The sequence below is a fragment of the Streptomyces sp. NPDC018964 genome (genome assembly GCF_044390325.1).
Lineage (GTDB): Bacteria > Actinomycetota > Actinomycetes > Streptomycetales > Streptomycetaceae > Streptomyces.
Genome location: NZ_JBIRYZ010000004.1, coordinates 45368 through 69638, shown reverse-complemented (window position 1 = coordinate 69638; position 24271 = coordinate 45368). Strand labels below are relative to the sequence as shown.

Below are 24271 nucleotides of genomic sequence, written 5' to 3'. Positions count from 1 at the left end.
GATCAGTCGACCTCCTCGACCGTCACGAGGTGGCGGACGGTGTGCACCATGCCGCGGAACTCGGGGCGGTCCTCCTTGACGACCACGTCGTTGACCTTCTTCAGGCCGAGCGAACGCAGGGTGTCACGGTGGTTCTGCTTGCTGCCGATGTAGGACTTGACCTGCGTGATCTTGAGCTGCGCCATGATCACACACCCGCCCCGGCACGCGCACGGAGCAGAGCCGCGGGGGCGACGTCCTCGAGGGGCAGACCACGGCGGGCCGCGATCTCCTCGGGACGCTGCAGGCCCTTGAGGGCCGCCACGGTCGCGTGCACGATGTTGATCGCGTTGTCGGAGCCGAGCGACTTCGACAGCACGTCGTGGATACCGGCGCACTCGAGCACGGCGCGCACCGGACCACCGGCGATCACACCGGTACCGGGCGACGCGGGCTTGAGCAGCACGACGCCGGCAGCCTTCTCACCCTGGATGGGGTGCGGGATGGTGCCCTGGATGCGGGGGACCTTGAAGAAGTGCTTCTTGGCCTCCTCAACGCCCTTGGCGATGGCGGCCGGCACCTCCTTGGCCTTGCCGTATCCGACACCCACGGTGCCGTCACCGTCGCCCACCACGACCAGCGCGGTGAAGCTGAAGCGACGACCACCCTTCACAACCTTGGCGACGCGGTTGATCGCGACGACGCGCTCAACGTACGCGGTCTTCTCGGCGGCAGCTGCGCCGCCGTCACGGCCCTTCCGGTCCCGCCGCTCGCCGCCACCGGCACCGCCACCGCGGCGCTGGGGTCCAGCCATTGGAATTACCTCTCTCTGTTTCCGCTAGCTACGGAACCGGCTCAGAACTTCAGTCCGGCTTCGCGGGCGGCGTCCGCCAGGGCGGCGATGCGCCCGGCGTACTGGTTGCCACCACGGTCGAACACGACGGCCTCGACACCGGCGGCCTTGGCGCGCTCGGCGACCAGGGCGCCGACCTGCTTGGCCTGCGCGGACTTGTCGCCCTCGCCACCGCGGACCGACGCGTCCAGGGTGGACGCCGACGCCAGGGTGTGGCCCTTCAGGTCGTCGATCACCTGCGCCACGATGTGGCGGTTGGAGCGGGTCACGACCAGGCGAGGACGCTCGGCGGTACCGGCGACCTTCTTGCGGATCCGGATGTGACGACGCTTGATAGCAGCACGCTTGTAGGCGTCGCCCTTGAGGATCTTCTGCCCGTATGCCATGGCTTACTTACCCGCCTTTCCGACCTTGCGGCGGATGACTTCGCCCTCGTACTTGACGCCCTTGGCCTTGTACGGGTCGGGCTTGCGCAGCTTGCGGATGTTGGCCGCAACCTCGCCGACCTTCTGCTTGTCGATGCCCTCGACCGAGAAACGGGTCGGGGCCTCGACCTTGAAGGTGATGCCCTCGGGCGCCTCGACCGTGATCGGGTGGCTGTAGCCGAGGGAGAACTCCAGGTTCGAACCCTTGGCGACAACGCGGTAACCGACACCGCTGATCTCGAGCTTCTTCACGTAACCCTGGGTCACGCCGGTGATCATGTTCGCCACCAGCGTGCGGGACAGGCCGTGCAGGGCCTTGTTCTGACGCTCGTCGTTGGGGCGGGTGACGTTCAGGACGCCGTCCTCACCCTTGGCGATCTCGATCGGCGCCACGACGGTGTGGGTCAGCGTGCCCTTGGGGCCCTTGACCGAGACCGTACGGCCGTCGATGGTGACGTCCACGCCGGCGGGAACCGCGATGGGGAGCTTGCCGATGCGCGACATAGCTGTTTCCTCCGTTCCCTTCCGCTACCAGACGTAGGCGAGGACTTCCCCACCCACGCCCTTCTTGCCGGCCTGCTTGTCGGTGAGGAGCCCGTGCGACGTGGAGATGATCGCCACGCCGAGGCCGCCGAGCACCTTCGGCAGGTTGGTGGACTTCGCGTACACCCGGAGACCGGGCTTGGAGATCCGCTTGATGCCCGCGATGGAGCGCTCACGGTTCGGGCCGAACTTCAGCTCGAGGACGAGGTTCTTGCCGACCTCGGCGTCCTCGGTCTTCCAGCCCGTGATGAAGCCCTCCTGCTGGAGGATCTCCGCGATGTGCGACTTGATCTTCGAGTGCGGCATCGCCACGGAGTCGTGGTACGCCGAGTTCGCGTTCCGCAGACGCGTGAGCATGTCTGCGATCGGATCAGTCATGGTCATGAATTGGCCTTCGGCCTCTCTCGCCGGGGTTTCCTGGTGCGCCATCCCTCTCCCCGATCCGAGACGGGACGGGTGCGGCGCGGTGGACCTACGGCGTAGTAAGTCGTACGGGCACGGCAGGTGCCCAACCCCGCAAGCCTAAGCCATACGGAGCGGGCCTCCCGCCGTCCCCAGTGCTTACCGAGAGCCCTGGGAGTCCGGAATTACCCGGATTACCAGGAGCTCTTGGTCACGCCCGGCAGCTCGCCACGGTGAGCCATCTCACGAAGGCACACGCGGCACAGGCCGAACTTGCGGTACACGGAGTGCGGACGACCGCAGCGCTGGCAGCGGGTGTAACCGCGCACTCCGAACTTGGGCTTGCGAGCAGCCTTCGCGATGAGAGCCTTCTTCGCCATCTCGCTCACGCCTCCTTGAACGGGAAGCCGAGGTGACGGAGAAGGGCGCGGCCCTCTTCGTCGTTGGTCGCCGTGGTGACCACGGTGATGTCCATACCCCGGACACGGTCGATCTTGTCCTGGTCGATCTCGTGGAACATGACCTGCTCCGTGAGACCGAAGGTGTAGTTGCCACGGCCGTCGAACTGCTTGGGGGACAGGCCGCGGAAGTCGCGGATGCGCGGCAGCGCGAGCGACAGGGTGCGGTCCAGGAACTCCCACATGCGGTCGCCACGGAGCGTGACGTGGGCACCGATCGGCTGGCCCTCACGCAGCTTGAACTGCGCGATGGACTTGCGGGCCTTGGTGACGGCCGGCTTCTGACCGGTGATCGTGGTGAGGTCGCGGATGGCGCCCTCGATCAGCTTGGAGTCGCGGGCGGCGTCGCCCACACCCATGTTGACCACGATCTTGACGAGGCCGGGAACCTGCATGACGTTCTCGTAGGAGAACTGCTCGCGCAGCTTGCCCGCGATCTCCTCGCGGTACTTCGTCTTCAGACGCGGAGTGGTGGTGGTCGTCATCAGATGTCCTCACCCGTCCGCTTGGCAACGCGGATCTTGTTGCCTTCGTCGTCGAAGCGGTAACCGACGCGCGTGACGACCTTCTTGCCGTCCTTCTCCACGACCAGCTGGACGTTGGAGACGTGGACCGGGGCCTCGGTGGTCACGATGCCGCCGGCCTGCGAGCCGCCGGCGGTCGGGCCGGCCTTGGTGTGCTTCTTGACCCGGTTGACACCCTCGACCAGGACGCGGTCCTCGCGGGGGAAGGCCGCGATGACCTTGCCCTGCTTGCCCTTGTCCTTACCGGTGATGACCTGGACCAGGTCGCCCTTCTTGATCTTCATGCTCACAGCACCTCCGGCGCGAGGGAGATGATCTTCATGAACTTCTTCTCGCGCAGCTCACGGCCGACGGGGCCGAAGATACGGGTGCCGCGAGGGTCGCCGTCGTTCTTCAGAATGACGGCGGCGTTCTCGTCGAAGCGGATGTACGAGCCGTCCGGACGGCGGCGCTCCTTGACGGTGCGAACGATGACCGCCTTGACGACGTCACCCTTCTTCACGTTGCCACCGGGGATCGCGTCCTTGACGGTGGCGACGATGACGTCACCGATGCCCGCGTAGCGGCGACCGGAGCCACCGAGCACACGGATGCAGAGGACTTCCTTCGCACCCGTGTTGTCGGCGACACGCAGTCGCGACTCCTGCTGGATCACGTCTATCTCCTGTTTGTCTGCCGGTTCCCCGGGGGCCGTTCATCCACGTGGGAGAACGGCCCCCGGAGCCTGGCGGAACTGTCCTGCGAGGGATGCCCCGCAGGAACGTACTCGTTGGAATTCCCTTGCGGGAATTGCCTACTTGGCCTTCTCGAGGATCTCGACGATGCGCCAGTGCTTCGTCGCGGACAGCGGCCGGGTCTCCATCAGGAGGACGCGGTCGCCGACGCCGGCGGCGTTCTGCTCGTCGTGGGCCTTGAGCTTGCTCGTGCTGCGGATGACCTTGCCGTACAGCGCGTGCTTCTTGCGGTCCTCGACGGCGACGACGACGGTCTTGTCCATCTTGTCGCTGACGACGATGCCCTCGCGGGTCTTGCGGAAGCCCCGAGCCTCGGTGTTCGTCTCAGTCACGTTGTTCTCGCTCATGCGTTCTCCACCGTTTCGATGCCCAGCTCGCGCTCGCGCATCAGGGTGTAGATCCGCGCGATGTCCTTACGGACGGCCTTCAGCCGACCGTGGTTCTCGAGCTGACCGGTCGCCGCCTGGAAGCGGAGGTTGAACAGCTCTTCCTTGGCCTCGCGGAGCTTCGCGAGAAGCTCCTCGTTGCCCAGCTCGCGCAGCTCGGACGCCTTGGTACCGGCCGACATCACGCTTCACCTGCCTCGCGCTTGACGATCCGGCACTTCATCGGCAGCTTGTGGGCCGCACGCGTCAGCGCCTCACGGGCGATCTTCTCGTTGGGGTAGGACAGCTCGAACATGACCCGGCCCGGGTGCACGTTCGCGATCCACCACTCCGGCGAACCCTTACCGGAACCCATGCGGGTCTCGGCCGGCTTCTTCGTGAGCGGGCGGTCCGGGTAGATGTTGATCCAGACCTTGCCACCACGCTTGATGTGGCGGGTCATCGCGATACGGGCCGCCTCGATCTGGCGGTTGGTCACGTACGCCGGCGTGAGGGCCTGAATGCCGTACTCGCCGAACGCGACCGTCGTACCGCCCTTGGCCATGCCACGGCGCTTCGGGTGGTGCTGCTTGCGGTGCTTGACCCTACGGGGGATCAGCATGTCGGTCAGGCCTCCGTTCCGGTGCTCTCAGCCGGAGCGGCAGCCGGAGCGTCGGCCTTGGGGGCCTCGGCAGCGGGAGCCTGCTGCGGCTTGCGGCCGCGACCGCCGCGCTCGCCACCGCGGCCACCACGGGCCGGGCGGTCGGCGCCGCCGCGGGCCGGGCGGTTACCCGCGCGGGCAGCGGCGTTCTCGGCGCGGACCTCGGCGATGTTCTTGACGTCGCCCTTGTAGATCCAGACCTTCACGCCGATGCGGCCGAAGGTCGTCTTGGCCTCGAAGAAGCCGTAGTCCACGTTCGCGCGGAGCGTGTGCAGGGGCACGCGGCCCTCGCGGTAGAACTCCGAGCGGGACATCTCGGCGCCACCGAGGCGGCCACCGCACTGGATCTTGATGCCCTTGGCGCCCGCCTTCATCGCCGACTGCATGCTCTTGCGCATGGCGCGGCGGAAGGAGACGCGGGAGGAGAGCTGCTCGGCGACGGCCTGGGCCACGAGCTGAGCGTCCGTCTCGGGGTTCTTGACCTCGAGGATGTTCAGCTGGACCTGCTTGCCGGTGAGCTTCTCGAGGTCGCCGCGGATGCGGTCGGCCTCGGCGCCGCGGCGGCCGATGACGATGCCCGGACGAGCGGTGTGGATGTCCACCCGCACGCGGTCACGGGTGCGCTCGATCTCGACCTTGGAGATGCCGGCGCGCTCCATGCCGGACGTCATCATCCGACGGATGGCGACGTCTTCCTTGACGTAGTCCTTGTACAGCTTGTCGGCGTACCAACGCGACTTGAAGTCGGTCGTGACACCGAGCCGGAACCCGTGCGGGTTTACCTTCTGGCCCATTACCGGGTTCCTTCCTTGCTGCTGACGACCACGGTGATGTGGCTGGTCCGCTTGCGGATCCGGTAGGCACGGCCCTGGGCGCGCGGACGGAACCGCTTCAGGGTCGGGCCCTCGTCGACGTAGGCCTCGGAGACGAAGAGGCTGTCGACATCGGTGTGGTCGTAGTTGTGCGCGGCGTTGGCGATGGCGCTGTCCAGCACCTTGCCGACCGGCACGCTCGCGGCCTGCGGGGCGAAACGCAGGACCGCCTGAGCCTCCGTGGCGTCCATGCCACGGATGAGGTCCACCACGCGGCGGGCCTTCATGGGCGTGACGCGGATGTACCGCGCCTGGGCCCTGGCTTCCATGGTTGTCCCTTCAGTGTTTGTCATGGTCAATCCACCCCGCTGACTAGCGGCGCTTCGACTTCCGGTCGTCCTTGACGTGACCCCGGAAGGTGCGCGTCGGCGAGAACTCGCCGAGCTTGTGGCCGACCATCGACTCGGTGACAAACACCGGGATGTGGGTCTTGCCGTTGTGCACCGCGATCGTGTGGCCCAGCATCGCCGGGACGATCATCGAGCGACGGGACCAGGTCTTGATGACGTTCTTGGTACCGGCTTCGTTCTGCGCGTCCACCTTCTTGATCAGGTGGTCGTCGACGAAGGGTCCCTTCTTCAAGCTACGAGGCATCTCAACCCGTCCTTAGCGCTTCTTGTTCGTCTTGCGGCGGCGGACGATGTACTTGTTCGACGCCTTCTTGGGCGAACGAGTACGGCCTTCCTTCTTGCCCCACGGGGACACGGGGTGGCGGCCACCGGAGGTACGGCCCTCACCACCACCGTGCGGGTGGTCGACCGGGTTCATGACGACACCACGGACGGTCGGGCGGACGCCCAGCCACCGCTTGCGGCCGGCCTTGCCCCAGTTGATGTTCGACTGCTCGGCGTTGCCGACCTCGCCGACCGTGGCGCGGCAGCGCTGGTCGACCAGGCGGATCTCTCCGGACGGCATGCGCAGGTGGGCCATCGAGCCCTCCTTCGCGAGCAGCTGCACGGAGGCACCGGCGGAGCGGGCGAACTTGGCGCCGCCACCGGGACGGAGCTCGATCGCGTGGATCGTGGTACCGACCGGGATGTTGCGGAGGGCCAGGTTGTTGCCCGGCTTGATGTCGGCCCCGGGACCGTTCTCGACGCGGTCGCCCTGCTGCAGGTTGCGCGGGGCGAGGATGTAGCGCTTCTCGCCGTCGGCGTAGTGCAGCAGCGCGATGCGCGCGGTGCGGTTGGGGTCGTACTCGATGTGCGCGACCTTCGCCGGCACGCCGTCCTTGTCGTGACGACGGAAGTCGATCACGCGGTAGGCGCGCTTGTGGCCACCACCCTGGTGGCGGACGGTCACACGACCGGAATTGTTACGGCCGCCCTTGCTGTGCAGGGGACGGACCAGCGACTTCTCCGGCGTGGACCGCGTGACCTCGACGAAGTCGGCGACGCTGGAGCCACGACGGCCCGGAGTCGTCGGCTTGTACTTGCGGATACCCATTTCTCAGTCCTCGTCCGATATCGAACGATCCTGACCGCTTACGCGGTCGGACCGCCGAAGATGTCGATACGGTCGCCCTCAGCGAGGGTCACGATCGCGCGCTTGGTCGCCGCGCGCTGGCCGAAGCCGGTGCGGGTGCGCTTGCGCTTGCCGACGCGGTTGATCGTGTTGACCCCGGTGACCTTGACCTCGAAGACCGCCTGGACGGCCTCCTTGATCTGGGTCTTGTTGGAGCCCGGCGCGACGATGAACGTGTACTTGTTCTCGTCGATGAGCGCGTAGCTCTTCTCGGACACGACCGGCTTCAGCAGGATGTCACGGGGGTCCGTGAACGCCTTGCTCGCCGGGGTGACGACGGTGTTCTTGCCTTCGGCCTCGTGGCGGCGCGCCTTGGCGACGCGAGCGGCCTTGGCCGCCTTGGCGGCCTTCGAGGCGATCGAGGGGTGACGGGCAGCCATCAGACCTCGCTCCCTTCGTTGTCGTTGGCCTTGTTCGGGCCGGCGACGAAGGACTCGAAAGCGGCCTTGGTGAAGACCACGTCGTCCGAGACGAGAACGTCGTACGTGTTCAGCTGGCCCGGCTCCAGGATGTGGACCTGGGGCAGGTTGCGGGCGGACAGCCACGCGGCCTCGTCGGCGCGGTCGACGACCAGGAGCAGGTTCTTGCGCTCCGAGATCTTGCCGAACAGCGTCTTGGCGGCCTTCGTGGAGGGGGTCTCGCCCTCGATCACGCCGGAGACGACGTGAATGCGGTTGTGGCGCGCCCGGTCGGTGAGGGCGTGACGCAGGGCGGCAGCCTTCATCTTCTTGGGGGTGCGCTGGGAGTAGTCGCGCGGCACGGGACCGTGCACGACGCCACCACCGGCGAACTGCGGCGCGCGGGTCGAGCCCTGACGGGCGCGGCCGGTGCCCTTCTGGCGGTAGGGCTTCTTGCCACCGCCACGGACTTCGCCGCGGGTCTTGGTCTTGTGGGTGCCCTGGCGGGCGGCGGCCAGCTGCGCGACGACGACCTGGTGGATCAGCGGGACGCTGACCTTCTCAACGCCGAAGATCTCCGCGGGGAGCTCGACGGTACCGGCCTTGTCGCCCGCGGGCGAAAGGATGTCAACAGTGCTCATCGGTTACCTCAGGCCCCCTTGGCCGCGGTGCGGACCAGGACGAGGCCGCCGTTCGGACCGGGAACCGCGCCCTTGATGAGCAGCAGACCCTTCTCCGCGTCAACGGCGTGGACGGTCAGGTTCTGGGTGGTGACCCGCTCGTTGCCCATGCGACCCGCCATGCGCAGGCCTTTGAACACGCGACCCGGGGTGGCGCAGCCGCCGATGGAACCGGGCGAGCGGTGCTTGCGCTGGGTGCCGTGTCCGGCGCCGAGGCCCTTGAAGTTGTGACGCTTCATGACACCGGCGAAGCCCTTGCCCTTGCTCTTGCCGGTCACGTCGACCTTCACGCCGGCCTCGAACACCTCGGCGGTGACTTCCTGGCCCAGCGTGTACTCGGAGGCGTCCGCGGTGCGGATCTCGACGAGGTGGCGACGGGGGGTGACGTCGGCCTTGGCGAAGTGGCCCTTGAGGGGCTTGTTCACCTTGCGCGGGTCGATCTCGCCGAAGGCGATCTGGACCGACTCGTAGCCGTCGACGTCGTTCGTGCGGACCTGGGTGACGACGTTGGGGCCGGCCTTGACGACGGTGACCGGAACAACACGGTTGTTCTCGTCCCACACCTGCGTCATGCCGAGCTTCTCGCCCAGGATGCCCTTGATCTGCTTAGCCATTCTCAGATCACCGGCCTTCAGAGCTTGATCTCGATGTCGACACCGGCCGGGAGGTCGAGTCGCATCAGAGAGTCAACGGTCTTGGGGGTCGGGTCGAGGATGTCGATCAGGCGCTTGTGCGTGCGCATCTCGAAGTGCTCGCGCGAGTCCTTGTACTTGTGCGGCGACTTGATGACGCAGTACACGTTCTTCTCAGTGGGCAGCGGCACCGGGCCCGCGACCGACGCACCAGTGCGGGTCACCGTCTCGACGATCTTCTTCGCCGAGGAGTCGATGACCTCGTGGTCGTAGGCCTTGAGCCGGATGCGGATCTTCTGTCCCGCCATGGCTACTTCGTAGTCCTGTCTCTCTTTACGCTCCGGAACCCGGTGCTCCAGGTCTCGTCCTCCGACCCACGCGGTCGGGCGTGTCGCACTCCCGCTGACATGAATGTCCCTTGTTCGAACATCCCTGCGGGATTGACACGGCCCTACCAGAACCGCGGACCGGGGGCGAAAGGCCCACCGGGCGCCTGGCCGGCACCGCGCTCCGCTTCCCGGAAGATTCCCGTACGTCCGTCCCTGATCAGGGACGACGAGTACTGTGGGACTCGCTTCCGGTCCTCCCGGCGGGAGGCGCGCAGCATCAACACTCGACCGAGCAACTCCGACAGTTTGCCACACGGGGACCGGGGCTGGCCAATCGAGCGGAAAAGATTACCCTGGAGACGGCGGGGATCAAACGCCGGAGCGCCGGAATCACGGTTCGCCGCTCCGGGACGCGTCGCCGGACGACGCCAGGGGACACGCGGATCCTTCAGGGGCTGCCCGTGGAGCGGGCAAGGAGACCGCGCCGTCGCGATCGGCGGCCCGCGTGGGGCGCGCCCTCCACCGCCGTCAGCTCCTCACGGAGGGTGCGTGCCTCGGGGGAGACCGCGATCACCGCGTCCGGATCGAGGACCGCCTCGCCGGACCGCACCGGTTCGCCCGGGGCCGGCCGGGACAACGCCATCAGCCCGTCGAGCGCGCTGGGCTTCCCGCTGCCGTTCCGCCCGATCAACACGGTGAGGTCCTGCAAGGGCAGGCGCACCTCCTCAAGACGGGGAGTGTCCACCGGGCCCCTCTTTCGCTCAGCCAAGCAGCAGCCCACACGGCACGCCCAACGACGACCGGCCGCCTCAGCGGCAGTTCAGCGTCTTCACGGTGGCGGGGAAGTAGGCGCGCATGAACTTCTCCACTTTCGCGCGGTTGGCTTCGTCCAGGATGCTCGCCTGCGGCAAGTGCAACTTGAGCGTGAAATATCGTCCACGATCAGTGATGCACGAGGCGCTCACGATGGCGCCATTTCTGCCGATGACCGCTTCTTCGCCGATGTTCGCTTTGCGCCCCTGGGAGACATCCTTGAGCACCGGATCGAATTCCGACCGTTGAGCCAACCCCGGCGCGTCCGAGGTCCAGTAGAAGTTGAACTCCATCTCTCGGTCATCACCGGAGAAAAGCGTACACGGCGCGGAGATCGCTTCCGAACGGTCCACCCGGCTGTATTCATGGAGATCTTCCGCGGACTCAACAAGCGGTTCGGCGAGTTCCCAATCGACCGAGGTACCACAGATCTTCTCAGGATGCTGGGGCTTGTCACCTCGCCCACAGGACACTACGAGGCAGGTGAGGATCAGGGCAAGGGTCGCGGTCCGCCCAGTCGGGCTGCTCACTCTCACTTCGGCTCCACCCCGGACACATCTCTACCCTTTACCTCACCCCGGCCAGCTGCCATGTCGATGGTGTTCTGCGCATCGTAGTTTTCGTCGAATTCACCTTCCCGTGCGGCCGTCCATTCGTCCACAAGCGCCATGAGCTGTCTGTTTCTCGATTCGGCAATATCAATATTGCTCTTGACCCTCTGCTCATCGAGCCTCTTCTGCTCGTCCTCCAGCCACATGTTCGTGACGTAATCGACCCCTTGCTGGACCTTGTCACTGGCCACAGGGATATAACTGATCGCCTCGTCGATGAGCGGCTTGGCCGCGAATTCCGCGACCTCAGGATCTCCTTGTGCCTGAGTACGTGCCTCCTCCAGAAAACCCACTGTCCGCCCGGCACGCACGAGGGACTCCGTCGCGTCGGGCCGGGTGTCGGCGTGGAAGCCCGTGACCATCGCCTGGTTCAGTCCGCCGTTCAGCCTGCCGTAGGCGTCCTGGTCCTTGGAGATCTGCTTGGTGACCTCGAAGAGGTCGGTCTGGTCCAGGGGGGACTTCGCGACGGCGACCTCGCTCATCGCCGTGTGCACGGTGTCCCCGTGGTTGACGAGAATGTTGGCCATGGGCTCCCGCAGGAGCGGCGGGAAGTCGTCGCCCTGGTCGGCCAGAGTCGTCAGGGCCGCCCTGAAGACCGTCTTGTTCTGCTCGGTGTGTTCGACGTAGCGGGCGTTCTCGTCCGACGGGTCGATGCCGGTCGCCGCGGCCTGCAGGGCGGCGCCGAAGCCCGCGCGGCTGTCACCGTCCACACCGAGTGTGTACGTGCTCGCCTTGGCCCCCTCCCGTTCGTGCAGGGTGACCTCCCAGTCCCGCTCCTCCATGAGGTACTTCATGTGTGCGTCGGAGCTGAGGTAGTCCGCCGCGGCGGCGGGGTTCCGGCTCATGACGCCGAGCATGCCGTCCACCGGGTCGTTGGCGAACCAGCCGTCCCGTTCCCCGCTGTACTCGTGCTTCAGGTGCCAGATGTCCGGGTTCTTCTTCTCGGCCGCGATCATGTCGTCGGTCAGGTCCGCGAGCATGTCCGGCGCGTACCCGTCGCCCTTCTGCATGAGGGTGACCAGCGACTGGTAGCCGACCGCCTTGTCGAGGCGGGCGCCCTGGGCGTCGGTGCCGTGTCGCGCCACGCCGGCCTCCCGCATGTCCTCGCGCCAGCCCTCGTACCACGACGACCTGGTGTCCCGCGTCGCCGAGGCGAGGGCGTGGGCCAGGCCGGTCTCGATCTTCGCGTAGTGGTCCGTACGGTCGCCGCCCCGCGCGTGGATGAGGTCGTTCAGCTCGTTCGTCAGCCTGATGGTGCCCCCGGCGCCCAGCCCGTCCAGGAGCGTGCGGGAGAACGCGGGGTCGTCGCCGTTGTCGCGGAACGTCCGCTCGAGCTCGGCGAGTTCCTCGTCGGACAGGCGCTCGCCCTTGCGGAGCCGCTCCAGTGCCTCCTCGGCCGCCTCGCCCTCGTACTTCTCGATGTCGCCCTTCGCCTCACCGTTGAAGCCCTTGCCGCCGGCGGTGACACCGGTGTCGGTCACGACGGCCAGCAGGGCGATCCGGACGCCCGTGTCCGCGTCCGTGACGTCCCGCACCGCCTTGTCGATGCGGTCCTGCCACGACTGGACGGCCTCCAGGTATCCCGGGTCCTGGTGCACCGCCCTGCGTGACGCCTCCGGCAGCCGCTCGACGTCGAAGCTCACGCGTCCGCTCTCGGAGACCTTCATGCCCGCGTCGACGGCATCCTGCCGGGCCGACTTCAGCCGGCCGCGCAGTTCGACGAACTGCGTGTGCGCGTCACGCAGCAGTGCGGCCACCGCCTTGGCCTCCGTCTGCGCGTACTGGAACTGCTCGAGGGTGATGTCGAAACGCCTGTTGGCCGCGTCGGCGCTCAGTCCCACCCAGCCGGTGCCCATGGAGATGCCGTGCACGTCCCGGCGATAGGCCTTCTCCTGCTTGGCGAACTCACCCGCCATCCCGTCCCATCGTTCGGCGGCCGTGGTGAGTGCGCCGAGGTCCGTGGTCATGATCTCGTGGTAGGTCGGCATCCCGGTTCCTCATGGGTGTCTCGGCAGGGCTCGTCGTCCGCGGTCAGTAGCGGTCGAGCGGGGAGACCCGCCTGACCTCGGTGCCCACCGCGAGATCCGTGTCCTGCAGCACGGTGTTGGCGCTGCGCAGCGCGCTCTTCTCCGCGTCGAGCCGGTCCATCAGGTTCTTCACCTGCTCGCCCCAGGTCTCGTGGGCCTTCTTCAGCCCCGCCGAGGTGACCCAGCCGTCCCCGTCCTTCGCCCGGAAGGCCTTGACCGCGCTGCCGGTGTCCTCGTCCGCCCACCGTCCGGCTTTCGCCGTGTCGGGTTCGATGTGCTCCTCGATCGCCCTGGCGGCGGCCTTCTTCTCGGCGGGCGACGAGGCCAGGTCCTTCCTGCCGCCCGCCGGCGCTCCCCCGCCCCGCTCCGCGGGCAGCTGGTTCAGCCTCGTTCCGACCGTCCGCTCCGTTCCGGCGGTGCCCGTCACCACGAACCGTCCTCCCCGTTCCGGTCACTCCCCCGCACGACCACACCGGCGTCGGAGGCGTGATCGTCGTCGCACACGGTATCGCGGCATCGCGGAACGTCACACCGCGAGGTGATGCACCTGGTCCTGTTCGGCCACCGTGAGGAGTACCGCCTCGTCCTCGTGTTCGCGGGCGCGGGCGAGGGCGAGGGCGTCGAGGGAGAGCTTCCGTACGGCGTCGAGCCTTGCCGAGGGGCCTTGCGCCGGTCGCCAGGGCCCTGTGGGGTGGGTGCCGGGTGGTGTCCGCCGCGTTCGTCCGTCGTGCCGTACGGCCGGCGGTGGCCTTCGCGATACTGGCGTGGTGCCGCCGACACCGCCCCAGCCCGTCACGCCCGACCCGCCGGAGGCGATCGCGCGTCCGCTGCTCACCCAGTCGTGGCTGGACCTGACGTTCGTCCACTGGGCGGTGGACCCGGCCGACGTGGCCCCGCTGCTGCCGCCGGGCACCGTGCCGGACACCCTGGACGGTGTCACGTACGTCGGTCTCGTCGCGTTCCGGATGCACCGGGTGGGGTGGCTGCGACTGCCGGGTGTCCCCTATCTCGGCGACTTCCCGGAGACCAACGTCCGCCTGTACTCGGTGGACGCGCACGGGCGGCGCGGGGTCGTCTTCCGCTCCCTGGACGCCGCCCGGCTGATCCCGGTGGCGGTCGGCCGGCTGGGGTTCCGGATGCCGTACCTCTGGTCCCGGATGCGGGTGGAGCACCTCGACGGCGCCACGGTGACGTACACCGCCTCCCGGCGCTGGCCCGGCCCGCGGGGCGCCGGCGGACGCATCACCGTGCGCCGGGGCGAGCCGATCGAGGAGCCGACCGGGCTGGAGCACTTCCTCACCGCCCGCTGGGGCATGCACGGCGCCTTCTTCGGGCGGTCGATGTACCTGCCCAACGCGCATCCGCGCTGGCCCCTGCACCGGGCCGAGCTGCTGGAGTGCGAGGAGGACCTGGTCACCGCGGCCGGGCTGCCGAGGCCGGCCGGGGAGCCGGTGAGCGTGCTGTACTCACCGGGCGTCCCCGCCCGCTTCGGACGCCCGGCCCGCCCGGCCGGCATCCCCACACCGTGACGCGGGTGCGTCAGATGACGCCCTGCGCGAGCATCGCGTCCGCCACCCGCTCGAAGCCGGCGATGTTCGCGCCGGTCACGTAGTCGCCGGGGGCGCCGTAGCGCTCGGCGGTCTCGGCGCAGGTGGTGTGGATGTCGGTCATGATGCGGGCCAGCTCGTCCTCGACCTGGTCGGCCTTCCACGACGTGCGCGACGCGTTCTGGGTCATCTCCAGCGCGCTGACCGCGACGCCGCCCGCGTTGGCCGCCTTGCCGGGGCCGAAGGCGACGCCGGCCCGCTGGAACAGCTGCACGGCCTCCGGCGTGGTCGGCATGTTGGCGCCCTCGGAGACCGCCTTCACGCCGTTGCGGATGAGGGCGTCGGCGTCGACGGCGTTCAGTTCGTTCTGGGTCGCCGACGGCAGGGCGACGTCGGCCGGGACCTCCCAGACCCGCCCGCCGAGCACGAACCGCGCGGAGGCGCCCCGGCGCTCGGCGTAGTCGCTCACCCGGCCGCGCTCGACCTCCTTGATCTGGCGCAGCAGGTCGAGGTCGATGCCCTTCTCGTCGACGACGTAGCCGCTGGAATCGGAGCAGGTCACCGGGTTGGCGCCGAGGGCGGTCAGCTTCTGGATGGTGTAGATCGCGACGTTGCCGGAGCCGGAGACGACCGCGGTCTGCCCCTCCAGGTCCTCGCCGCGGGCGCGCAGCATGGCCTCCGCGAACAGCACGTTGCCGTATCCGGTCGCCTCCGGACGGATCAGCGAGCCGCCCCAGCCGGCGCTCTTGCCGGTGAGCACGCCGCCCTCCCAGCGGTTGGTGATCCGCCGGTACTGGCCGAAGAGGTAGCCGATCTCGCGGGCGCCGACGCCGATGTCACCGGCCGGGATGTCGGTGTACTCGCCGATGTGCCGGTACAGCTCGGTCATGAAGGACTGGCAGAAGCGCATGACCTCGGCGTCGCTGCGGCCCTGCGGGTCGAAGTCGCTGCCACCCTTGCCGCCGCCGATGCCGAGCCCGGTCAGGGCGTTCTTGAAGATCTGCTCGAAGCCCAGGAACTTGATGATTCCGAGGTTCACGGAGGGGTGGAAGCGCAGGCCGCCCTTGTAGGGGCCGAGGGCGCTGTTGTATTCGATCCGGAAGCCCCGGTTGACGTGGACCCGGCCCTGGTCGTCCTGCCACGGCACCCGGAACATGATCTGCCGCTCCGGCTCGACCAGCCGCGCGACGAGCCCCGGCTCGGCGTACTCGGGGCGCGCCGCGAGCACCGGGGCGAGGGTGTCCAGCACCTCGCGTGCGGCCTGGTGGAACTCGGGTTCCGCAGGATTACGGCGCTCGATCTCGGCGCGCAGCAGGTCGAGCGAGGTCTTGGGGTCGGGTCGTGAGGTCACGGGGTCCCTTTCTGGCGCGGCTGACACCGGTACAGATAGCCGGTGATGGGCGCTCGGCGCCGTTGCCGCGCGCAGGACAGCGGCCGCCCCGGTTGTATACGACAGGTCGGCCGACCCTCCCAGTGTTACTCCTGTGTTAACTCGATACCAAGAGCCGATCCGGATTGTTCGCCATGTGGACGGCATGTGCGGAGTCCGGGTGCCTGGCGCCGCTCACTCCGGCGTCCCGCCGACCCACGGCAGGTCGGCACCCTTCGAGCCGGCCTGCGCACGACCGGTAGCATCGGCCACCGCCCACGACCGAGCACAAGGGTTCCCATGAGCTTCGCAGTCTCCGCGGACGAATTCCTCAGCGCGTTCGGTCTCACAGGTGTCGTGTGCTTCCCTCGCCACGAGGAACCGGGCAGCCGCCTCGACGTACGGACGGCGGACTTCCTCAGCGGGGTCGGTCTTCCGGACGACGAGTACTTCAGGTCGAAGGCCGGGGTCGGCCAGGAGGAGTCGATCGGTCTGGCCGAGTGGTTCGGGCCCGAGGACGGGCCTCTGCCCGAGGAGTGCGGGTCCTGGCTGGTGCTCGCCCACTTCGCCGCCTCCCTCATCGCCCTCGACCCCGGGAGCGGGAGGGTGTACGCGTTCGGCGAGGGCGAACCCCTGGACTCGTACACGCAACTCCACCGCGATGTCGAGTCCCTCGCCTACGCCTTGCTCCTCTTCAAGAGGTTCGAGGAGCACGAGCGGGACGACGAGGCCGACGTCGACGAGCAGCTCGACCGGTTGCGCGCGCGGATCGAGGCTTTCGACCCCCTCCCCTTCGAGGACGACCAGTCGCAGTGGAACCTCGTCCTCGACGAGGTCGCCGAAGGCATCTGGTGAGACGGGCGGACCCTTCTCCACGCTGGACGTGTCCTGAGGCCACACAGCAACGTGCCCCGCTTCCGGGCAACCAGGTGCGGGCGCCCGTCGTTGATCGGAGTGTCAGTGCTCCGACGCGTACGTCACGAAGTTCGCCCATGCGTTCGGCGTGAGTGCGAGCCGAGGGCCTGCCACGTCCTTGGAGTCGCGGACGTGAATGGTGCGGGGCGCTATCGCGATCTCCACGCAGGAATTGCCATCGGGGCCATCGCTGTAACTGCTCTTGAACCAAACCAGTTCAGAAACGTCCCCAGTAGAAGCCTTGCGGATCATGTCTCTCCCAGCACTTGCTCGATGAAGGCCAGTGACTCCCGAGGAGTGAGAGCCTGCGCCCGGATCGTCCCATACCGCAGCTCCAGGATCCGCAGCTGCTTCGGATCGAAGGTCGGCCGACCGCCGAACGCGCCGTCGGAACGGCCTGCTGCCGTACCGTCGGCGAACTTCAGCACCTCGATCCTGCCGTCCAGCCCAGGATGAGCCCCCGCACTGGTAGGCATCACCTGCAACGTGACGTTACGCAACCGCCCCACCTCCAGCAGGTGTTCGAGCTGCTGCCGCCAGACCATTGTGCCCCCAACGCGCCGACGCAACGTCGCTTCTTCCAGGACGAAGATGAGAGCTGGAGCAGGGTGCCGTTCGAAGATCGACTTCCGAGCCATGCGAGCAGCGACCAGGCTCTCAGCCTCCTCCTCTGAATACGGCGGTTGCCATGCGTCGAACAGAGCCCGCGCATGCTCCGGCGTCTGCAACAACCCATGGATGCTGAGCCCGACGTACACCCCCAGCTCGACCGCCTTGGCCTCCAGTTCCGCCAGCGCTCGCACGCTCTTCGGATACCGGACCTTCTTCACGTCCTCCCAGGCCGCCGAGAGCAGCCCATCCGCCCCCAACACCTCGTCGGCCTTGTCCAGATACTCCCGCTGAGGAATCCGCTTCCCGCCCTCGACCTTGTAGACAAGGTCCTCCCCGTACCCGATCGCCGCCCCGAACTGGCCTGCCCGCATCCCCGCAGCCTCGCGCCGCAACTTCAACTGCCGCCCCACCGTGGTGATGACCGCGACGCCCCACTCGTCGTCCGGATCCACCTCCCACCCCGGCTCGTCCGCCTCACCCCTGGGCCGTACCGTCTCACCGTCCACCGCCGTCATGCCGCACCCCTCCGTCGTCCCGCGCCGTACCGCGGCGCCCTACCCGTACCAACCACCCCGACAGCCCGGACAGCACCGGACAGCCGGCGGACAGTCACCACACGCAGGGAGATCCGCCACCACTCACGCTAGATCGCGACAGGACCACCAAGGGGAGAAACACATAATTCATACTTTTGAGCACTACGTTCCACCGGACACTCATGACCGGCCCTCTCCCAGGTCGCTGAAATCCCAGAAGGGCAGCACCCTCAGGCTGCTTCAAAATTTAATTTAATCGCCCCCCCCGAAGCAAGGGAAATGGAACCATCGACGCCCTTTTTGCGAAAGCTCAAAATAAACTCAAGAAATAACGACTGAACAACGGGGCGGGCAGATGCCCCCCGATGCGGACCAAGGCATGATCTGATCATGATCAATAAGCCGGGCGGGTTGACCAGCCCCCGGCCGCACACGAGTCCTGCTTGGGGGAAAGAATGAAGCGCGCCGCATTCGCAGTCGTTGCCATGTGTGCCATTACCGCCGCGACTCCGGGAACCGCCTTCCGGGAGACGAGTTCCTGATGCGATCCGGTCGTGCGGCCATCACCACGGCGGCCGTCCTGTGCGGGTTGCTGACCTCCTGCACGGGCGAGGGCGGCTCGGACAAGCCCAACGTTCCGGACGCGACCCCGTCGACCGTCGCGCCTCCTCCCCAGGAACCGCTGACCGCCCCCGAGGTGGACGCCGGATACGAGGAAATCCTCTCCGAAGGCCCTCACCACGGCGTCCGGCAATTCGGCACGATCGAACTGCCGAAGGGAGAATCCTGGATCAAGGTGAACTGCATTTCACGTGCGAAGCCGGTTGATCTCGAGCTCTCTCTCGAAAAAATCGGAGGGTTCTCCGTCGGCTGCTCCGGTGTGGGCGTGGAGAGAACGGCGAACCAGACGAATCTGGATTCGGCGCGAAAAGTCCACTTCACCGTGGTGACGGAGGAGTCCGTTCGCTGGTGCGTCAGCATCCAGGTTCCCAAGCGCTGACCGTTCCCCTCCCCGAGAAGGGAGGGGAGTCCCGACGCGGGCCGCGCCGACAACGCCGACAGCCCCGGACACGTCACCGACAGTCACGGCACGCGCCTCCGCAATCACGTATGGTGACGGACGCGAGCCCTCACTCTGAGTGCCGTGCATCAGGAAACCGCCGGCCTCACGGCTCAACCGACCAGCCCTTTCCCCCACTTCAGCGTGCTGCTGTCCGCCACCCCGCGCAGCGCCCGCCTCGCCCGCCTCCTCACGGACGCCCAACTCCGCGGCTGGGGATACGACTCGGACGCCGCACGCCTTGTCGTGGCCGAACTGGCGGCCAACGCCGTCACCCACGGTCGCGTCCCGGGCCGTGACTTCCGTCTTGAGTTCCACGTGGTGGACCACACACTCCGTATCGAGGTCACCGACACGCGGGGCGAGCACCTGCCCGAGCTCCAACCGCCCTCCTCCGACATCGAGTCGGGCCGTGGCCTGCTTCTCGTGGAGGCGCTCGCGGACCGCTGGGGTGTGACCGAGGACCGCTTTCCGCGCAAGACCGTCTGGGCCGAACTGCGCCTCGTCCCACCGGAACCGTCGGCGTCCCGTGCCTCGATGCGGGAGACGGGGAGCTGACGCCGCCCCGTCCCTGGGCAAGACTCATTCTGCGATACGTGCACACTCCGACCACCACTGTCCACATACCGCTCATTCGAGCGCCCGTATGGCATTTCCTCGCCGACTGCTCACGGTTTTCAGCACGGCACCCACCTGTCGGCCGCCGTGCGGGCCCGAACCACCCCTTACGGCACCGGAACCCGACTCCTCGTGCTCCGGTGCCCGCAATCCGACGAAGCCGCCGGCCTCAGACCGGCACACCGCCCTGCTGAGCAGCGCGGATCCGACCGGTCGCGGGCTGTCGGACGCCATCGAGGTGGGCGTGCTCCTCCATGACCCGGCGGTGGTGGAATCCCTGTCGATCACTTCCGTCGACTCATCGGCCCCGGGGCCGGAGTGATGCGCCGCGCCCGGAAGGTGTCCCAGGACCACAGGGCGACGGGCGCCCGGCGCACCGCGCCGGTCAAGGCCCGGTTATCGTGACGATCACGACCGGAAGAGGTCAACTGCCGTGCGGGACAAGGGGAATCGACGTGGACCAGCAGGACTCCGGCATGGACGCTCCGATATGGATCGACACCGGGAAGCCGCATCCCGCGCGGATGTACGACTGGTTCCTCGGCGGCAAGGACAACTACCCGGTGGACGAGGAGCTGGGCCGGCAGCTCGTGGCGTTCGCGCCGCCCATTCCGGTCATGGCACGGATGAACCGGGCGTTCATGCACCGTGCCACCCGCTGGACGGCCGGCCAGGGCGTGCGCCAGTTCCTCGACATCGGGACCGGTATCCCGACGGAGCCGAACCTGCACCAGGTGGCCCAGGAAGTCGCCACCGACGCGCGGATCGTGTACTGCGACAACGACCCGATCGTCCTGGTCCACGCCGAGGCGCTGCTGCGCGGCACTCCCGAAGGGGCCGTCGACTACGTGCAGGCGGACGCCCGTGACACCGCCGCCATCGTCGAACACGCCCGCACGACGCTGGACTTCGAGCGGCCGGTCGCGCTCTCCCTGATCGCGCTGCTGCACTTCATCGGCGACGAGGACGGGGCGTACGAGCTGGTGGAGCGGCTCAAGGAAGCGCTGGCGCCGGGCAGTTACCTGGTCATGTCCCACCTCACGCCCGACTTCCACCCGGAGGAGGCGTCGAAGAAGGTGACCGACCTGTACCGGGCGGGCGGGCTCACCATGGACATGCGCAGCCGGGACCGGTTCGCCCGCTTCTTCGAGGGGCTGGAGATCGTCTCCCCCGGCATCGTGGCGGCCGAGGAGTGGCACCCGGAGCTCGGTGAGCCGGTTCCCGGGCAGGAGGGCGTCCACAGCGGGGCGTACGTGGCGGTGGCCCGCAAGGGGTGAGCCCTCGCGGAGCGGGACGGCAGGGCGGCCTCCGGCCGGGGGCCGCCCTGCCGGGCGTTCTCAGCCCTTCCCGTGCTTGTGGTGCTTCCCGGGCTTGTGGTGCTTCCCGTGCTTCTCGCAGTCGTCCTTCCGGGCCGCCTCCTTCAGCGTGTCCCGCAGGGCGTAGAAGGCGGGCTTGCGGTCGAAGTCGTCGGTCATGACGTTCGCGAAGCCCTCGCCCTCGAAGAACACCGGGACCCACGAGTACTTGTCGGTGAAGCCCCAGATGGTGAACGAGTTGCAGCCGTCGACGGCCAGGCACGCCTGAAGCGTCCGCTGGTAGTAGTCGGCCTGCTGCCGCTCCTGCGCCTCGGTGGGCGTGCCGCCCTCGGGGACGTCCATGCGGACGTCCAGCTCGGTGACGGCGGTCTCCAGGCCGAGCGCGTCGAACCGGCGCAGGTTGTCCTCCAGGTCGCCCGGGAAGCCGTACCGCGTGCTCAGGTGGCCCTGGACGGAGAAGCCGTGGACGGGCACGCCCTGTTCGAGCAGGTCCTGGATGAGGGCGTAGTAGGCGTCGCTCTTGGCGTTGACGCCCTCGACGTTGTAGTCGTTGAAGAACAGCTTCGCCTTGGGGTCGATCCGGTGGACCCACCGGAAGACGTCCGCGACGATGCCCGGACCCAGCTCGCGGATCCAGATGTTGTCCTGGGTGCGCAGGTTGCCCTGGTCGTCGAAGATCTCGTTGGCGACGTCCCACTGCTGGATCTTCCCGGCGTAGCGGCCGACGACCGTGGTGACGTGCTCGCGCAGGATGGCGCGCAGCTCCTCCTTCGAGAAGTCTCCCTCCTCCAGCCACGCCGGGTTCTGGCTGTGCCACAGCAGGGTGTGGCCGCGTACGACCTGGTGGTTCCGCTTGGCGAACGCGACGATCGCGTCGGCCTGCGCGAAGTCGTAGCGGTCCCGCTCGGGGTGGATGTAGTCCCACTTCATCTGGTTCTCGGGGGAGACCGAGCTGAACTGGCGCCCCAGGATCTTCCGGTACTCCTTGTCGTACGTGAAGGGGTCCGGGTAGTTCTGCTCCAGGTGGTGGCCGCCGCCCGCCACGGCTGTGCCCACGACGAAGCCCTCGGGAGCGGCCTCGCGCAGCCGGTCGGACGTGGCGTGGGAGTGCGGCGCGGCCTTCTCGCCGGCCGCCGGGTCGGCGACGGCCGAACCCGTCATGAGCGGCAGGGCCAGGGCGGCGGTGGCGAGGGCCACGGTGGCGAAACGAATGGATCTCATGCGGGGAGTCTCATTCCGATCGTCGTTCTCGAATGTTTCGAAAACCAATCCGAAACATTAGGGATGAGCGGACGCTAAGGTCTCGCCGAACGGCGCGTCAATACCCGTGCGCAGGTCCGCTCCCCGCCCCGCGACCGAGGGCGGGGAGCGGAGCCGCCCCGGGCGTCCGGGGTGAGGTGTCGATGAGTTCGCCGGTGCCCCACCGTGCGACCCCGGCGGACTGACGCACTGCCCGTCGCCGTCCGCTCCGCCGGGTCCTCCCCCTCCCCCGTCCGGGTGCGGGCACGTGTCCGCGGGGCCGGCGTATCGATCCCGTGAAGCCGCATCAGGCCGCCGAGCCCTCCGAGCCCTGCGATGTGGAAGTCGCGGAACACCGCCGGAAGTTCACCGCGTCGCCGGAAACCTTCCGGGACATGGCGGTACTGGTCACGCCGCCGAAGCGGTGGGCGGTGGATGGCTCACCGCCGCTTCGGTGGCGTCCGCTGGGTCCTCACCGTCTCCGACGAGTCGGCGTCGGCCCGGTACGCGCCGAGCCGGGACGAAGCCCACCGGGAGTGGACGTCCCCGACGGTGCTCGAGGCACGGCTGCCGGAGGTGACGGTGCCGGGGACCGGTACGCCCTGCGGAGCAACTCCGGACGCGGCCGACGGCGCCGCGCACGCGGTGCTGTTTCCGCCGGTGCCGGGCGTGGTGCCCGACACCTTCGCCGTGGACCGGACACGTCGAAGGGGCGCGCCTCGGTGACCGGGGACGGCGGCAACGGCAACGACCTGGCTGCGATCGGCCTCGACGAGATGGCCAAGGAACTGGCTCTCGCACCGGGCGAGCCGAGGGAACCCGGCATGGCCGACGCGGTCGGCGTCGGCCCGCGCCCTCTTGCCCCTGCCCCTCTCCACACCGCGAGCCTTCCTCGGGGAGGCGATCGGCTCGGTGAAGAGCACCTGGGCTTCTCGGTGGGGAGGGACGGCACCGCCCCACCGAGCCGGGTCAGCCGGCCGCGCCGTCGAAGATCTCGGCCGTCGACGCCGCCGTGACGGCCCGGGTGAGCCAGACGTGCAGTGTGTCGAGGTCCCAGCAGCCTGCGATGCGTTCCTGGTCCTCTTCACTGACCTCGACACCCCGGTGACCCAGCAGAACCAGGACAGCCTCCGCCCGGCCCTCCGCCCGGCCTCTCGTCCAGCCCTTCGTCTCCCCTTCGGCCCGGAGCTGCTGAGCCGTCTGTGACTGGAACCAGGAAAGGTCCATCAGCCCGCGAGCCCCGTCTCACCGGTCGGCGCGAAGATCTCCGCCGTCGACGTCGCGGTGAGGGCCCTCGTGAGCCACAGGTCCAGTGCGTCGGGGTCACCGCAGCCGATGATCCGTTCCCGGTCCTCTTCACTGACCTCGACACCCCGGTGACCCAGCAGAACCAGGACAGCCTCCGCCCGGCCCTCCGCCCGGCCCTCCGCCCGGCCCTCCGCCCGGCCTTTCGTCCAGCCCTTCGTCTCCCCCTCGGCCCGGAGCTGCTGGGCGGTCTGCGACTGGAAGAAAGAGAGGTCGACGGCCATGAGGTGCCTCCAGATGTCCGCGGCCGGCGTCTTGCCGAGGCCTTGTTCCATGAGTTCGATGAAGGTGCCTGCGGTGCTCTCGTCGTCGGCCGACAGGCCCTTGAGTGCCTTTGCCAGCGCGTTCAGTATGGCATCGGCGTCCGGGTCGCGGCGGTGCAGCGCCGCTGACAGGACCGTGAGCGGGATGTCGCGAGCGGCCTCGTCGGGGCTGGCGATCACCGGCACGTCGTCGGGCCCCAGGACGAGGGGGCGCAGGGTGAGCGAGGGCCACTGGCGGGGACCGATGTCGACCCGCTGGGCCGCCCACGCGGCCGTCCTCCGGTCCGCGCAGACGACGAGGAGCACCGGCGGGACGCCGTACTTGGCGTACACGTGGGCGAGGTAGTAAGCCCAGCTTGCGGGCTTGGGCGGGTCCGGCTCGCTCTGCGACTCGACCGCCAGGACGAAACTGCCGTCCTCCGTCTCCATCCGCAGCAGCGTGTCCACCCGGCGCTCCAGCGGCTGCGTCTCCGTGAGATCGGTGGAGAGTTCGGAGGCGGACACAGGTGGGGGGAAGGCGACGCCGAGGTTCCTGGCGACGCGCGCGAAGAGGCCCGGGTCCTGCTGGAAGATCCGGTGCAGGGCCTCATGGGATGAGCTGACCATGGGGCGAAGTTATGGGCGGAACGACATGTGCCGCTCGCACATGCCCCGTAGTTCGCGC

General features: G+C 68.2%; 36 protein-coding genes. 6 read left to right on the top strand and 30 right to left on the bottom strand.

Going from position 1 to position 24271, the window contains the following annotated elements:
• Positions 1-2: 2 nt before the first annotated feature.
• The 24 genes from rpmD to ACH5AO_RS07915 all read right to left on the bottom strand — a co-directional run bounded on the left by rpmD (position 3) and on the right by ACH5AO_RS07915 (position 13257).
• Positions 3-185 carry a 50S ribosomal protein L30 gene (gene rpmD / locus ACH5AO_RS08030; RefSeq protein ID WP_004984515.1) on the bottom strand — a complete coding sequence of 61 codons (183 nt, stop codon included), beginning with the start codon at positions 183-185 and terminating at the stop codon, positions 3-5.
• Between the two features lie 2 nt (positions 186-187).
• Positions 188-793, bottom strand: a complete 606-nt coding sequence (rpsE, locus tag ACH5AO_RS08025; RefSeq protein WP_030860989.1) for a 30S ribosomal protein S5 — start codon at positions 791-793, stop codon at positions 188-190.
• 41 nt (positions 794-834) lie between these two features.
• On the bottom strand, positions 835-1218 hold the full coding sequence (rplR, locus tag ACH5AO_RS08020) for a 50S ribosomal protein L18 (RefSeq protein WP_004927235.1): 384 nt from the start codon (positions 1216-1218) through the stop codon (positions 835-837).
• Between the two features lie 3 nt (positions 1219-1221).
• A complete protein-coding gene (gene rplF, locus ACH5AO_RS08015; RefSeq protein WP_033272455.1) occupies positions 1222-1761 on the bottom strand; it encodes a 50S ribosomal protein L6 in 540 nt (179 codons plus the stop codon).
• Positions 1762-1785: 24 nt separating this feature from the next.
• On the bottom strand, positions 1786-2184 hold the full coding sequence (gene rpsH, locus ACH5AO_RS08010; RefSeq protein ID WP_030831671.1) for a 30S ribosomal protein S8: 399 nt from the start codon (positions 2182-2184) through the stop codon (positions 1786-1788).
• A 212-nt stretch (positions 2185-2396) separates the two neighbouring features.
• Entirely contained in the window at positions 2397-2582 is a 186-nt protein-coding gene (locus ACH5AO_RS08005; protein WP_003948630.1) for a type Z 30S ribosomal protein S14, read from the bottom strand.
• A gap of 5 nt (positions 2583-2587) precedes the next feature.
• Complete coding sequence (gene rplE, locus ACH5AO_RS08000; RefSeq protein WP_006130773.1) at positions 2588-3145, bottom strand: 50S ribosomal protein L5; 558 nt, start codon at positions 3143-3145, stop codon at positions 2588-2590.
• Positions 3145-3468 (bottom strand): 50S ribosomal protein L24, encoded by a 324-nt coding sequence (rplX, locus tag ACH5AO_RS07995; protein ID WP_217128186.1) that lies wholly within the window; start codon positions 3466-3468, stop codon positions 3145-3147. The genes rplE and rplX overlap by 1 nt, the downstream gene beginning before the upstream one ends.
• A 2-nt stretch (positions 3469-3470) precedes the next feature.
• A complete protein-coding gene (gene rplN, locus ACH5AO_RS07990; protein WP_030831680.1) occupies positions 3471-3839 on the bottom strand; it encodes a 50S ribosomal protein L14 in 369 nt (122 codons plus the stop codon).
• A gap of 138 nt (positions 3840-3977) precedes the next feature.
• Positions 3978-4265, bottom strand: a complete 288-nt coding sequence (gene rpsQ, locus ACH5AO_RS07985) for a 30S ribosomal protein S17 (protein WP_023587024.1) — start codon at positions 4263-4265, stop codon at positions 3978-3980.
• Positions 4262-4486, bottom strand: a complete 225-nt coding sequence (gene rpmC / locus ACH5AO_RS07980) for a 50S ribosomal protein L29 (RefSeq protein ID WP_007494763.1) — start codon at positions 4484-4486, stop codon at positions 4262-4264. Before rpmC ends, rpsQ begins: the two co-directional genes overlap by 4 nt.
• Complete coding sequence (rplP, locus tag ACH5AO_RS07975) at positions 4486-4905, bottom strand: 50S ribosomal protein L16 (protein WP_007443989.1); 420 nt, start codon at positions 4903-4905, stop codon at positions 4486-4488. Before rplP ends, rpmC begins: the two co-directional genes overlap by 1 nt.
• Positions 4906-4910: 5 nt before the next feature.
• A complete protein-coding gene (gene rpsC, locus ACH5AO_RS07970; RefSeq protein WP_055570325.1) occupies positions 4911-5738 on the bottom strand; it encodes a 30S ribosomal protein S3 in 828 nt (275 codons plus the stop codon).
• Positions 5738-6085, bottom strand: coding sequence for a 50S ribosomal protein L22 (gene rplV / locus ACH5AO_RS07965; protein ID WP_030778516.1), 348 nt, complete (start codon positions 6083-6085; stop codon positions 5738-5740). The genes rpsC and rplV overlap by 1 nt, the downstream gene beginning before the upstream one ends.
• Before the next feature lie 43 nt (positions 6086-6128).
• The gene (rpsS, locus tag ACH5AO_RS07960; protein ID WP_010036728.1) at positions 6129-6410 is read right to left on the bottom strand and encodes a 30S ribosomal protein S19; all 282 of its coding nucleotides are present in this window, start codon (positions 6408-6410) and stop codon (positions 6129-6131) included.
• Between the two features lie 12 nt (positions 6411-6422).
• On the bottom strand, positions 6423-7259 hold the full coding sequence (rplB, locus tag ACH5AO_RS07955) for a 50S ribosomal protein L2 (RefSeq protein ID WP_004927281.1): 837 nt from the start codon (positions 7257-7259) through the stop codon (positions 6423-6425).
• Positions 7260-7297: 38 nt separating this feature from the next.
• Positions 7298-7717 (bottom strand): 50S ribosomal protein L23, encoded by a 420-nt coding sequence (gene rplW / locus ACH5AO_RS07950; RefSeq protein WP_398922980.1) that lies wholly within the window; start codon positions 7715-7717, stop codon positions 7298-7300.
• A complete protein-coding gene (gene rplD / locus ACH5AO_RS07945; RefSeq protein ID WP_398922978.1) occupies positions 7717-8376 on the bottom strand; it encodes a 50S ribosomal protein L4 in 660 nt (219 codons plus the stop codon). Before rplD ends, rplW begins: the two co-directional genes overlap by 1 nt.
• 8 nt (positions 8377-8384) lie before the next feature.
• A complete protein-coding gene (gene rplC, locus ACH5AO_RS07940; protein ID WP_062706771.1) occupies positions 8385-9029 on the bottom strand; it encodes a 50S ribosomal protein L3 in 645 nt (214 codons plus the stop codon).
• Positions 9030-9046: 17 nt separating this feature from the next.
• The gene (gene rpsJ / locus ACH5AO_RS07935; protein ID WP_003948644.1) at positions 9047-9355 is read right to left on the bottom strand and encodes a 30S ribosomal protein S10; all 309 of its coding nucleotides are present in this window, start codon (positions 9353-9355) and stop codon (positions 9047-9049) included.
• Positions 9356-9824: 469 nt separating this feature from the next.
• Entirely contained in the window at positions 9825-10121 is a 297-nt protein-coding gene (locus ACH5AO_RS07930) for a hypothetical protein (RefSeq protein WP_398922975.1), read from the bottom strand.
• Positions 10122-10185: 64 nt separating this feature from the next.
• Entirely contained in the window at positions 10186-10719 is a 534-nt protein-coding gene (locus ACH5AO_RS07925) for a hypothetical protein (RefSeq protein ID WP_398922973.1), read from the bottom strand.
• A 2-nt stretch (positions 10720-10721) separates the two neighbouring features.
• Entirely contained in the window at positions 10722-12788 is a 2067-nt protein-coding gene (locus ACH5AO_RS07920) for a hypothetical protein (RefSeq protein WP_398922971.1), read from the bottom strand.
• Between the two features lie 43 nt (positions 12789-12831).
• Complete coding sequence (locus ACH5AO_RS07915) at positions 12832-13257, bottom strand: hypothetical protein (protein ID WP_398922969.1); 426 nt, start codon at positions 13255-13257, stop codon at positions 12832-12834.
• Positions 13258-13594: 337 nt separating this feature from the next.
• Between ACH5AO_RS07915 and ACH5AO_RS07910 the strand changes: the two genes are divergently transcribed.
• Positions 13595-14356 (top strand): YqjF family protein, encoded by a 762-nt coding sequence (locus ACH5AO_RS07910; protein ID WP_398922968.1) that lies wholly within the window; start codon positions 13595-13597, stop codon positions 14354-14356.
• Positions 14357-14366: 10 nt separating this feature from the next.
• Here the strand turns inward: ACH5AO_RS07910 and gdhA are convergent, their stop codons facing one another.
• On the bottom strand, positions 14367-15725 hold the full coding sequence (gene gdhA / locus ACH5AO_RS07905; RefSeq protein WP_398922966.1) for an NADP-specific glutamate dehydrogenase: 1359 nt from the start codon (positions 15723-15725) through the stop codon (positions 14367-14369).
• Positions 15726-16043: 318 nt separating this feature from the next.
• Here gdhA and ACH5AO_RS07900 point away from each other — a divergent pair, with 318 nt between their 5' ends.
• Positions 16044-16598, top strand: a complete 555-nt coding sequence (locus ACH5AO_RS07900; RefSeq protein ID WP_398922964.1) for an SUKH-4 family immunity protein — start codon at positions 16044-16046, stop codon at positions 16596-16598.
• A 102-nt stretch (positions 16599-16700) separates the two neighbouring features.
• On the opposite strand, the gene ACH5AO_RS07895 is transcribed toward ACH5AO_RS07900, so the two are convergent.
• Positions 16701-16910 carry a DUF397 domain-containing protein gene (locus ACH5AO_RS07895; protein ID WP_398922962.1) on the bottom strand — a complete coding sequence of 70 codons (210 nt, stop codon included), beginning with the start codon at positions 16908-16910 and terminating at the stop codon, positions 16701-16703.
• Positions 16907-17785 carry a helix-turn-helix domain-containing protein gene (locus ACH5AO_RS07890; RefSeq protein ID WP_398922960.1) on the bottom strand — a complete coding sequence of 293 codons (879 nt, stop codon included), beginning with the start codon at positions 17783-17785 and terminating at the stop codon, positions 16907-16909. The genes ACH5AO_RS07895 and ACH5AO_RS07890 overlap by 4 nt, the downstream gene beginning before the upstream one ends.
• 562 nt (positions 17786-18347) lie before the next feature.
• Here ACH5AO_RS07890 and ACH5AO_RS07885 point away from each other — a divergent pair.
• From ACH5AO_RS07885 to ACH5AO_RS07875, 3 genes are all read left to right on the top strand, one after another.
• Positions 18348-18806: a hypothetical protein gene (locus ACH5AO_RS07885; RefSeq protein ID WP_398922959.1), complete on the top strand. Its 459-nt coding sequence runs from the start codon at positions 18348-18350 to the stop codon at positions 18804-18806.
• 144 nt (positions 18807-18950) lie between these two features.
• Entirely contained in the window at positions 18951-19424 is a 474-nt protein-coding gene (locus tag ACH5AO_RS07880; protein WP_398922957.1) for an ATP-binding protein, read from the top strand.
• A gap of 536 nt (positions 19425-19960) precedes the next feature.
• The gene (locus ACH5AO_RS07875; protein WP_398922955.1) at positions 19961-20761 is read left to right on the top strand and encodes an SAM-dependent methyltransferase; all 801 of its coding nucleotides are present in this window, start codon (positions 19961-19963) and stop codon (positions 20759-20761) included.
• A 60-nt stretch (positions 20762-20821) separates the two neighbouring features.
• On the opposite strand, the gene ACH5AO_RS07870 is transcribed toward ACH5AO_RS07875, so the two are convergent.
• Complete coding sequence (locus tag ACH5AO_RS07870; RefSeq protein WP_398922953.1) at positions 20822-22021, bottom strand: endo-1,4-beta-xylanase; 1200 nt, start codon at positions 22019-22021, stop codon at positions 20822-20824.
• A 453-nt stretch (positions 22022-22474) separates the two neighbouring features.
• Here ACH5AO_RS07870 and ACH5AO_RS07865 point away from each other — a divergent pair, with 453 nt between their 5' ends.
• Positions 22475-22765 (top strand): SseB family protein, encoded by a 291-nt coding sequence (locus ACH5AO_RS07865; RefSeq protein WP_398922951.1) that lies wholly within the window; start codon positions 22475-22477, stop codon positions 22763-22765.
• 243 nt (positions 22766-23008) lie between these two features.
• On the opposite strand, the gene ACH5AO_RS07860 is transcribed toward ACH5AO_RS07865, so the two are convergent.
• Entirely contained in the window at positions 23009-23266 is a 258-nt protein-coding gene (locus ACH5AO_RS07860; protein WP_398922949.1) for a hypothetical protein, read from the bottom strand.
• Entirely contained in the window at positions 23266-24213 is a 948-nt protein-coding gene (locus tag ACH5AO_RS07855) for a hypothetical protein (RefSeq protein WP_398922947.1), read from the bottom strand. The genes ACH5AO_RS07860 and ACH5AO_RS07855 overlap by 1 nt, the downstream gene beginning before the upstream one ends.
• Positions 24214-24271 lie beyond the last annotated feature (58 nt).

What these genes read in the sequence shown, in the direction of transcription:
- rplC (WP_062706771.1), bottom strand. Translation starts at nt 9,029, where the DNA reads ATGGCTAAGCAGATCAAGGGCATCCTGGGCGAGAAGCTCGGCATGACG.
- rplD (WP_398922978.1), bottom strand. Translation starts at nt 8,376, where the DNA reads ATGAGCACTGTTGACATCCTTTCGCCCGCGGGCGACAAGGCCGGTACC.
- rplV (WP_030778516.1), bottom strand. Translation starts at nt 6,085, where the DNA reads ATGGAAGCCAGGGCCCAGGCGCGGTACATCCGCGTCACGCCCATGAAG.
- rplP (WP_007443989.1), bottom strand. Translation starts at nt 4,905, where the DNA reads ATGCTGATCCCCCGTAGGGTCAAGCACCGCAAGCAGCACCACCCGAAG.
- rplR (WP_004927235.1), bottom strand. Translation starts at nt 1,218, where the DNA reads ATGGCATACGGGCAGAAGATCCTCAAGGGCGACGCCTACAAGCGTGCT.
- ACH5AO_RS07890 (WP_398922960.1), bottom strand. Translation starts at nt 17,785, where the DNA reads ATGACGGCGGTGGACGGTGAGACGGTACGGCCCAGGGGTGAGGCGGAC.
- rpsC (WP_055570325.1), bottom strand. Translation starts at nt 5,738, where the DNA reads ATGGGCCAGAAGGTAAACCCGCACGGGTTCCGGCTCGGTGTCACGACC.
- rpsQ (WP_023587024.1), bottom strand. Translation starts at nt 4,265, where the DNA reads ATGAGCGAGAACAACGTGACTGAGACGAACACCGAGGCTCGGGGCTTC.
- rplW (WP_398922980.1), bottom strand. Translation starts at nt 7,717, where the DNA reads ATGGCTGCCCGTCACCCCTCGATCGCCTCGAAGGCCGCCAAGGCGGCC.
- rplX (WP_217128186.1), bottom strand. Translation starts at nt 3,468, where the DNA reads ATGAAGATCAAGAAGGGCGACCTGGTCCAGGTCATCACCGGTAAGGAC.
- ACH5AO_RS07885 (WP_398922959.1), top strand. Translation starts at nt 18,348, where the DNA reads ATGCGATCCGGTCGTGCGGCCATCACCACGGCGGCCGTCCTGTGCGGG.
- ACH5AO_RS07855 (WP_398922947.1), bottom strand. Translation starts at nt 24,213, where the DNA reads ATGGTCAGCTCATCCCATGAGGCCCTGCACCGGATCTTCCAGCAGGAC.
- rpmC (WP_007494763.1), bottom strand. Translation starts at nt 4,486, where the DNA reads ATGTCGGCCGGTACCAAGGCGTCCGAGCTGCGCGAGCTGGGCAACGAG.
- ACH5AO_RS07870 (WP_398922953.1), bottom strand. Translation starts at nt 22,021, where the DNA reads ATGAGATCCATTCGTTTCGCCACCGTGGCCCTCGCCACCGCCGCCCTG.
- rpsH (WP_030831671.1), bottom strand. Translation starts at nt 2,184, where the DNA reads ATGACCATGACTGATCCGATCGCAGACATGCTCACGCGTCTGCGGAAC.
- rplE (WP_006130773.1), bottom strand. Translation starts at nt 3,145, where the DNA reads ATGACGACCACCACCACTCCGCGTCTGAAGACGAAGTACCGCGAGGAG.
- ACH5AO_RS08005 (WP_003948630.1), bottom strand. Translation starts at nt 2,582, where the DNA reads ATGGCGAAGAAGGCTCTCATCGCGAAGGCTGCTCGCAAGCCCAAGTTC.
- rplF (WP_033272455.1), bottom strand. Translation starts at nt 1,761, where the DNA reads ATGTCGCGCATCGGCAAGCTCCCCATCGCGGTTCCCGCCGGCGTGGAC.
- ACH5AO_RS07875 (WP_398922955.1), top strand. Translation starts at nt 19,961, where the DNA reads ATGGACGCTCCGATATGGATCGACACCGGGAAGCCGCATCCCGCGCGG.
- ACH5AO_RS07895 (WP_398922962.1), bottom strand. Translation starts at nt 16,910, where the DNA reads ATGATCCGCAAGGCTTCTACTGGGGACGTTTCTGAACTGGTTTGGTTC.
- ACH5AO_RS07900 (WP_398922964.1), top strand. Translation starts at nt 16,044, where the DNA reads ATGAGCTTCGCAGTCTCCGCGGACGAATTCCTCAGCGCGTTCGGTCTC.
- rpmD (WP_004984515.1), bottom strand. Translation starts at nt 185, where the DNA reads ATGGCGCAGCTCAAGATCACGCAGGTCAAGTCCTACATCGGCAGCAAG.
- rpsS (WP_010036728.1), bottom strand. Translation starts at nt 6,410, where the DNA reads ATGCCTCGTAGCTTGAAGAAGGGACCCTTCGTCGACGACCACCTGATC.
- ACH5AO_RS07920 (WP_398922971.1), bottom strand. Translation starts at nt 12,788, where the DNA reads ATGCCGACCTACCACGAGATCATGACCACGGACCTCGGCGCACTCACC.
- rpsE (WP_030860989.1), bottom strand. Translation starts at nt 793, where the DNA reads ATGGCTGGACCCCAGCGCCGCGGTGGCGGTGCCGGTGGCGGCGAGCGG.
- rplB (WP_004927281.1), bottom strand. Translation starts at nt 7,259, where the DNA reads ATGGGTATCCGCAAGTACAAGCCGACGACTCCGGGCCGTCGTGGCTCC.
- ACH5AO_RS07865 (WP_398922951.1), top strand. Translation starts at nt 22,475, where the DNA reads ATGGCTCACCGCCGCTTCGGTGGCGTCCGCTGGGTCCTCACCGTCTCC.
- rpsJ (WP_003948644.1), bottom strand. Translation starts at nt 9,355, where the DNA reads ATGGCGGGACAGAAGATCCGCATCCGGCTCAAGGCCTACGACCACGAG.
- ACH5AO_RS07860 (WP_398922949.1), bottom strand. Translation starts at nt 23,266, where the DNA reads ATGGACCTTTCCTGGTTCCAGTCACAGACGGCTCAGCAGCTCCGGGCC.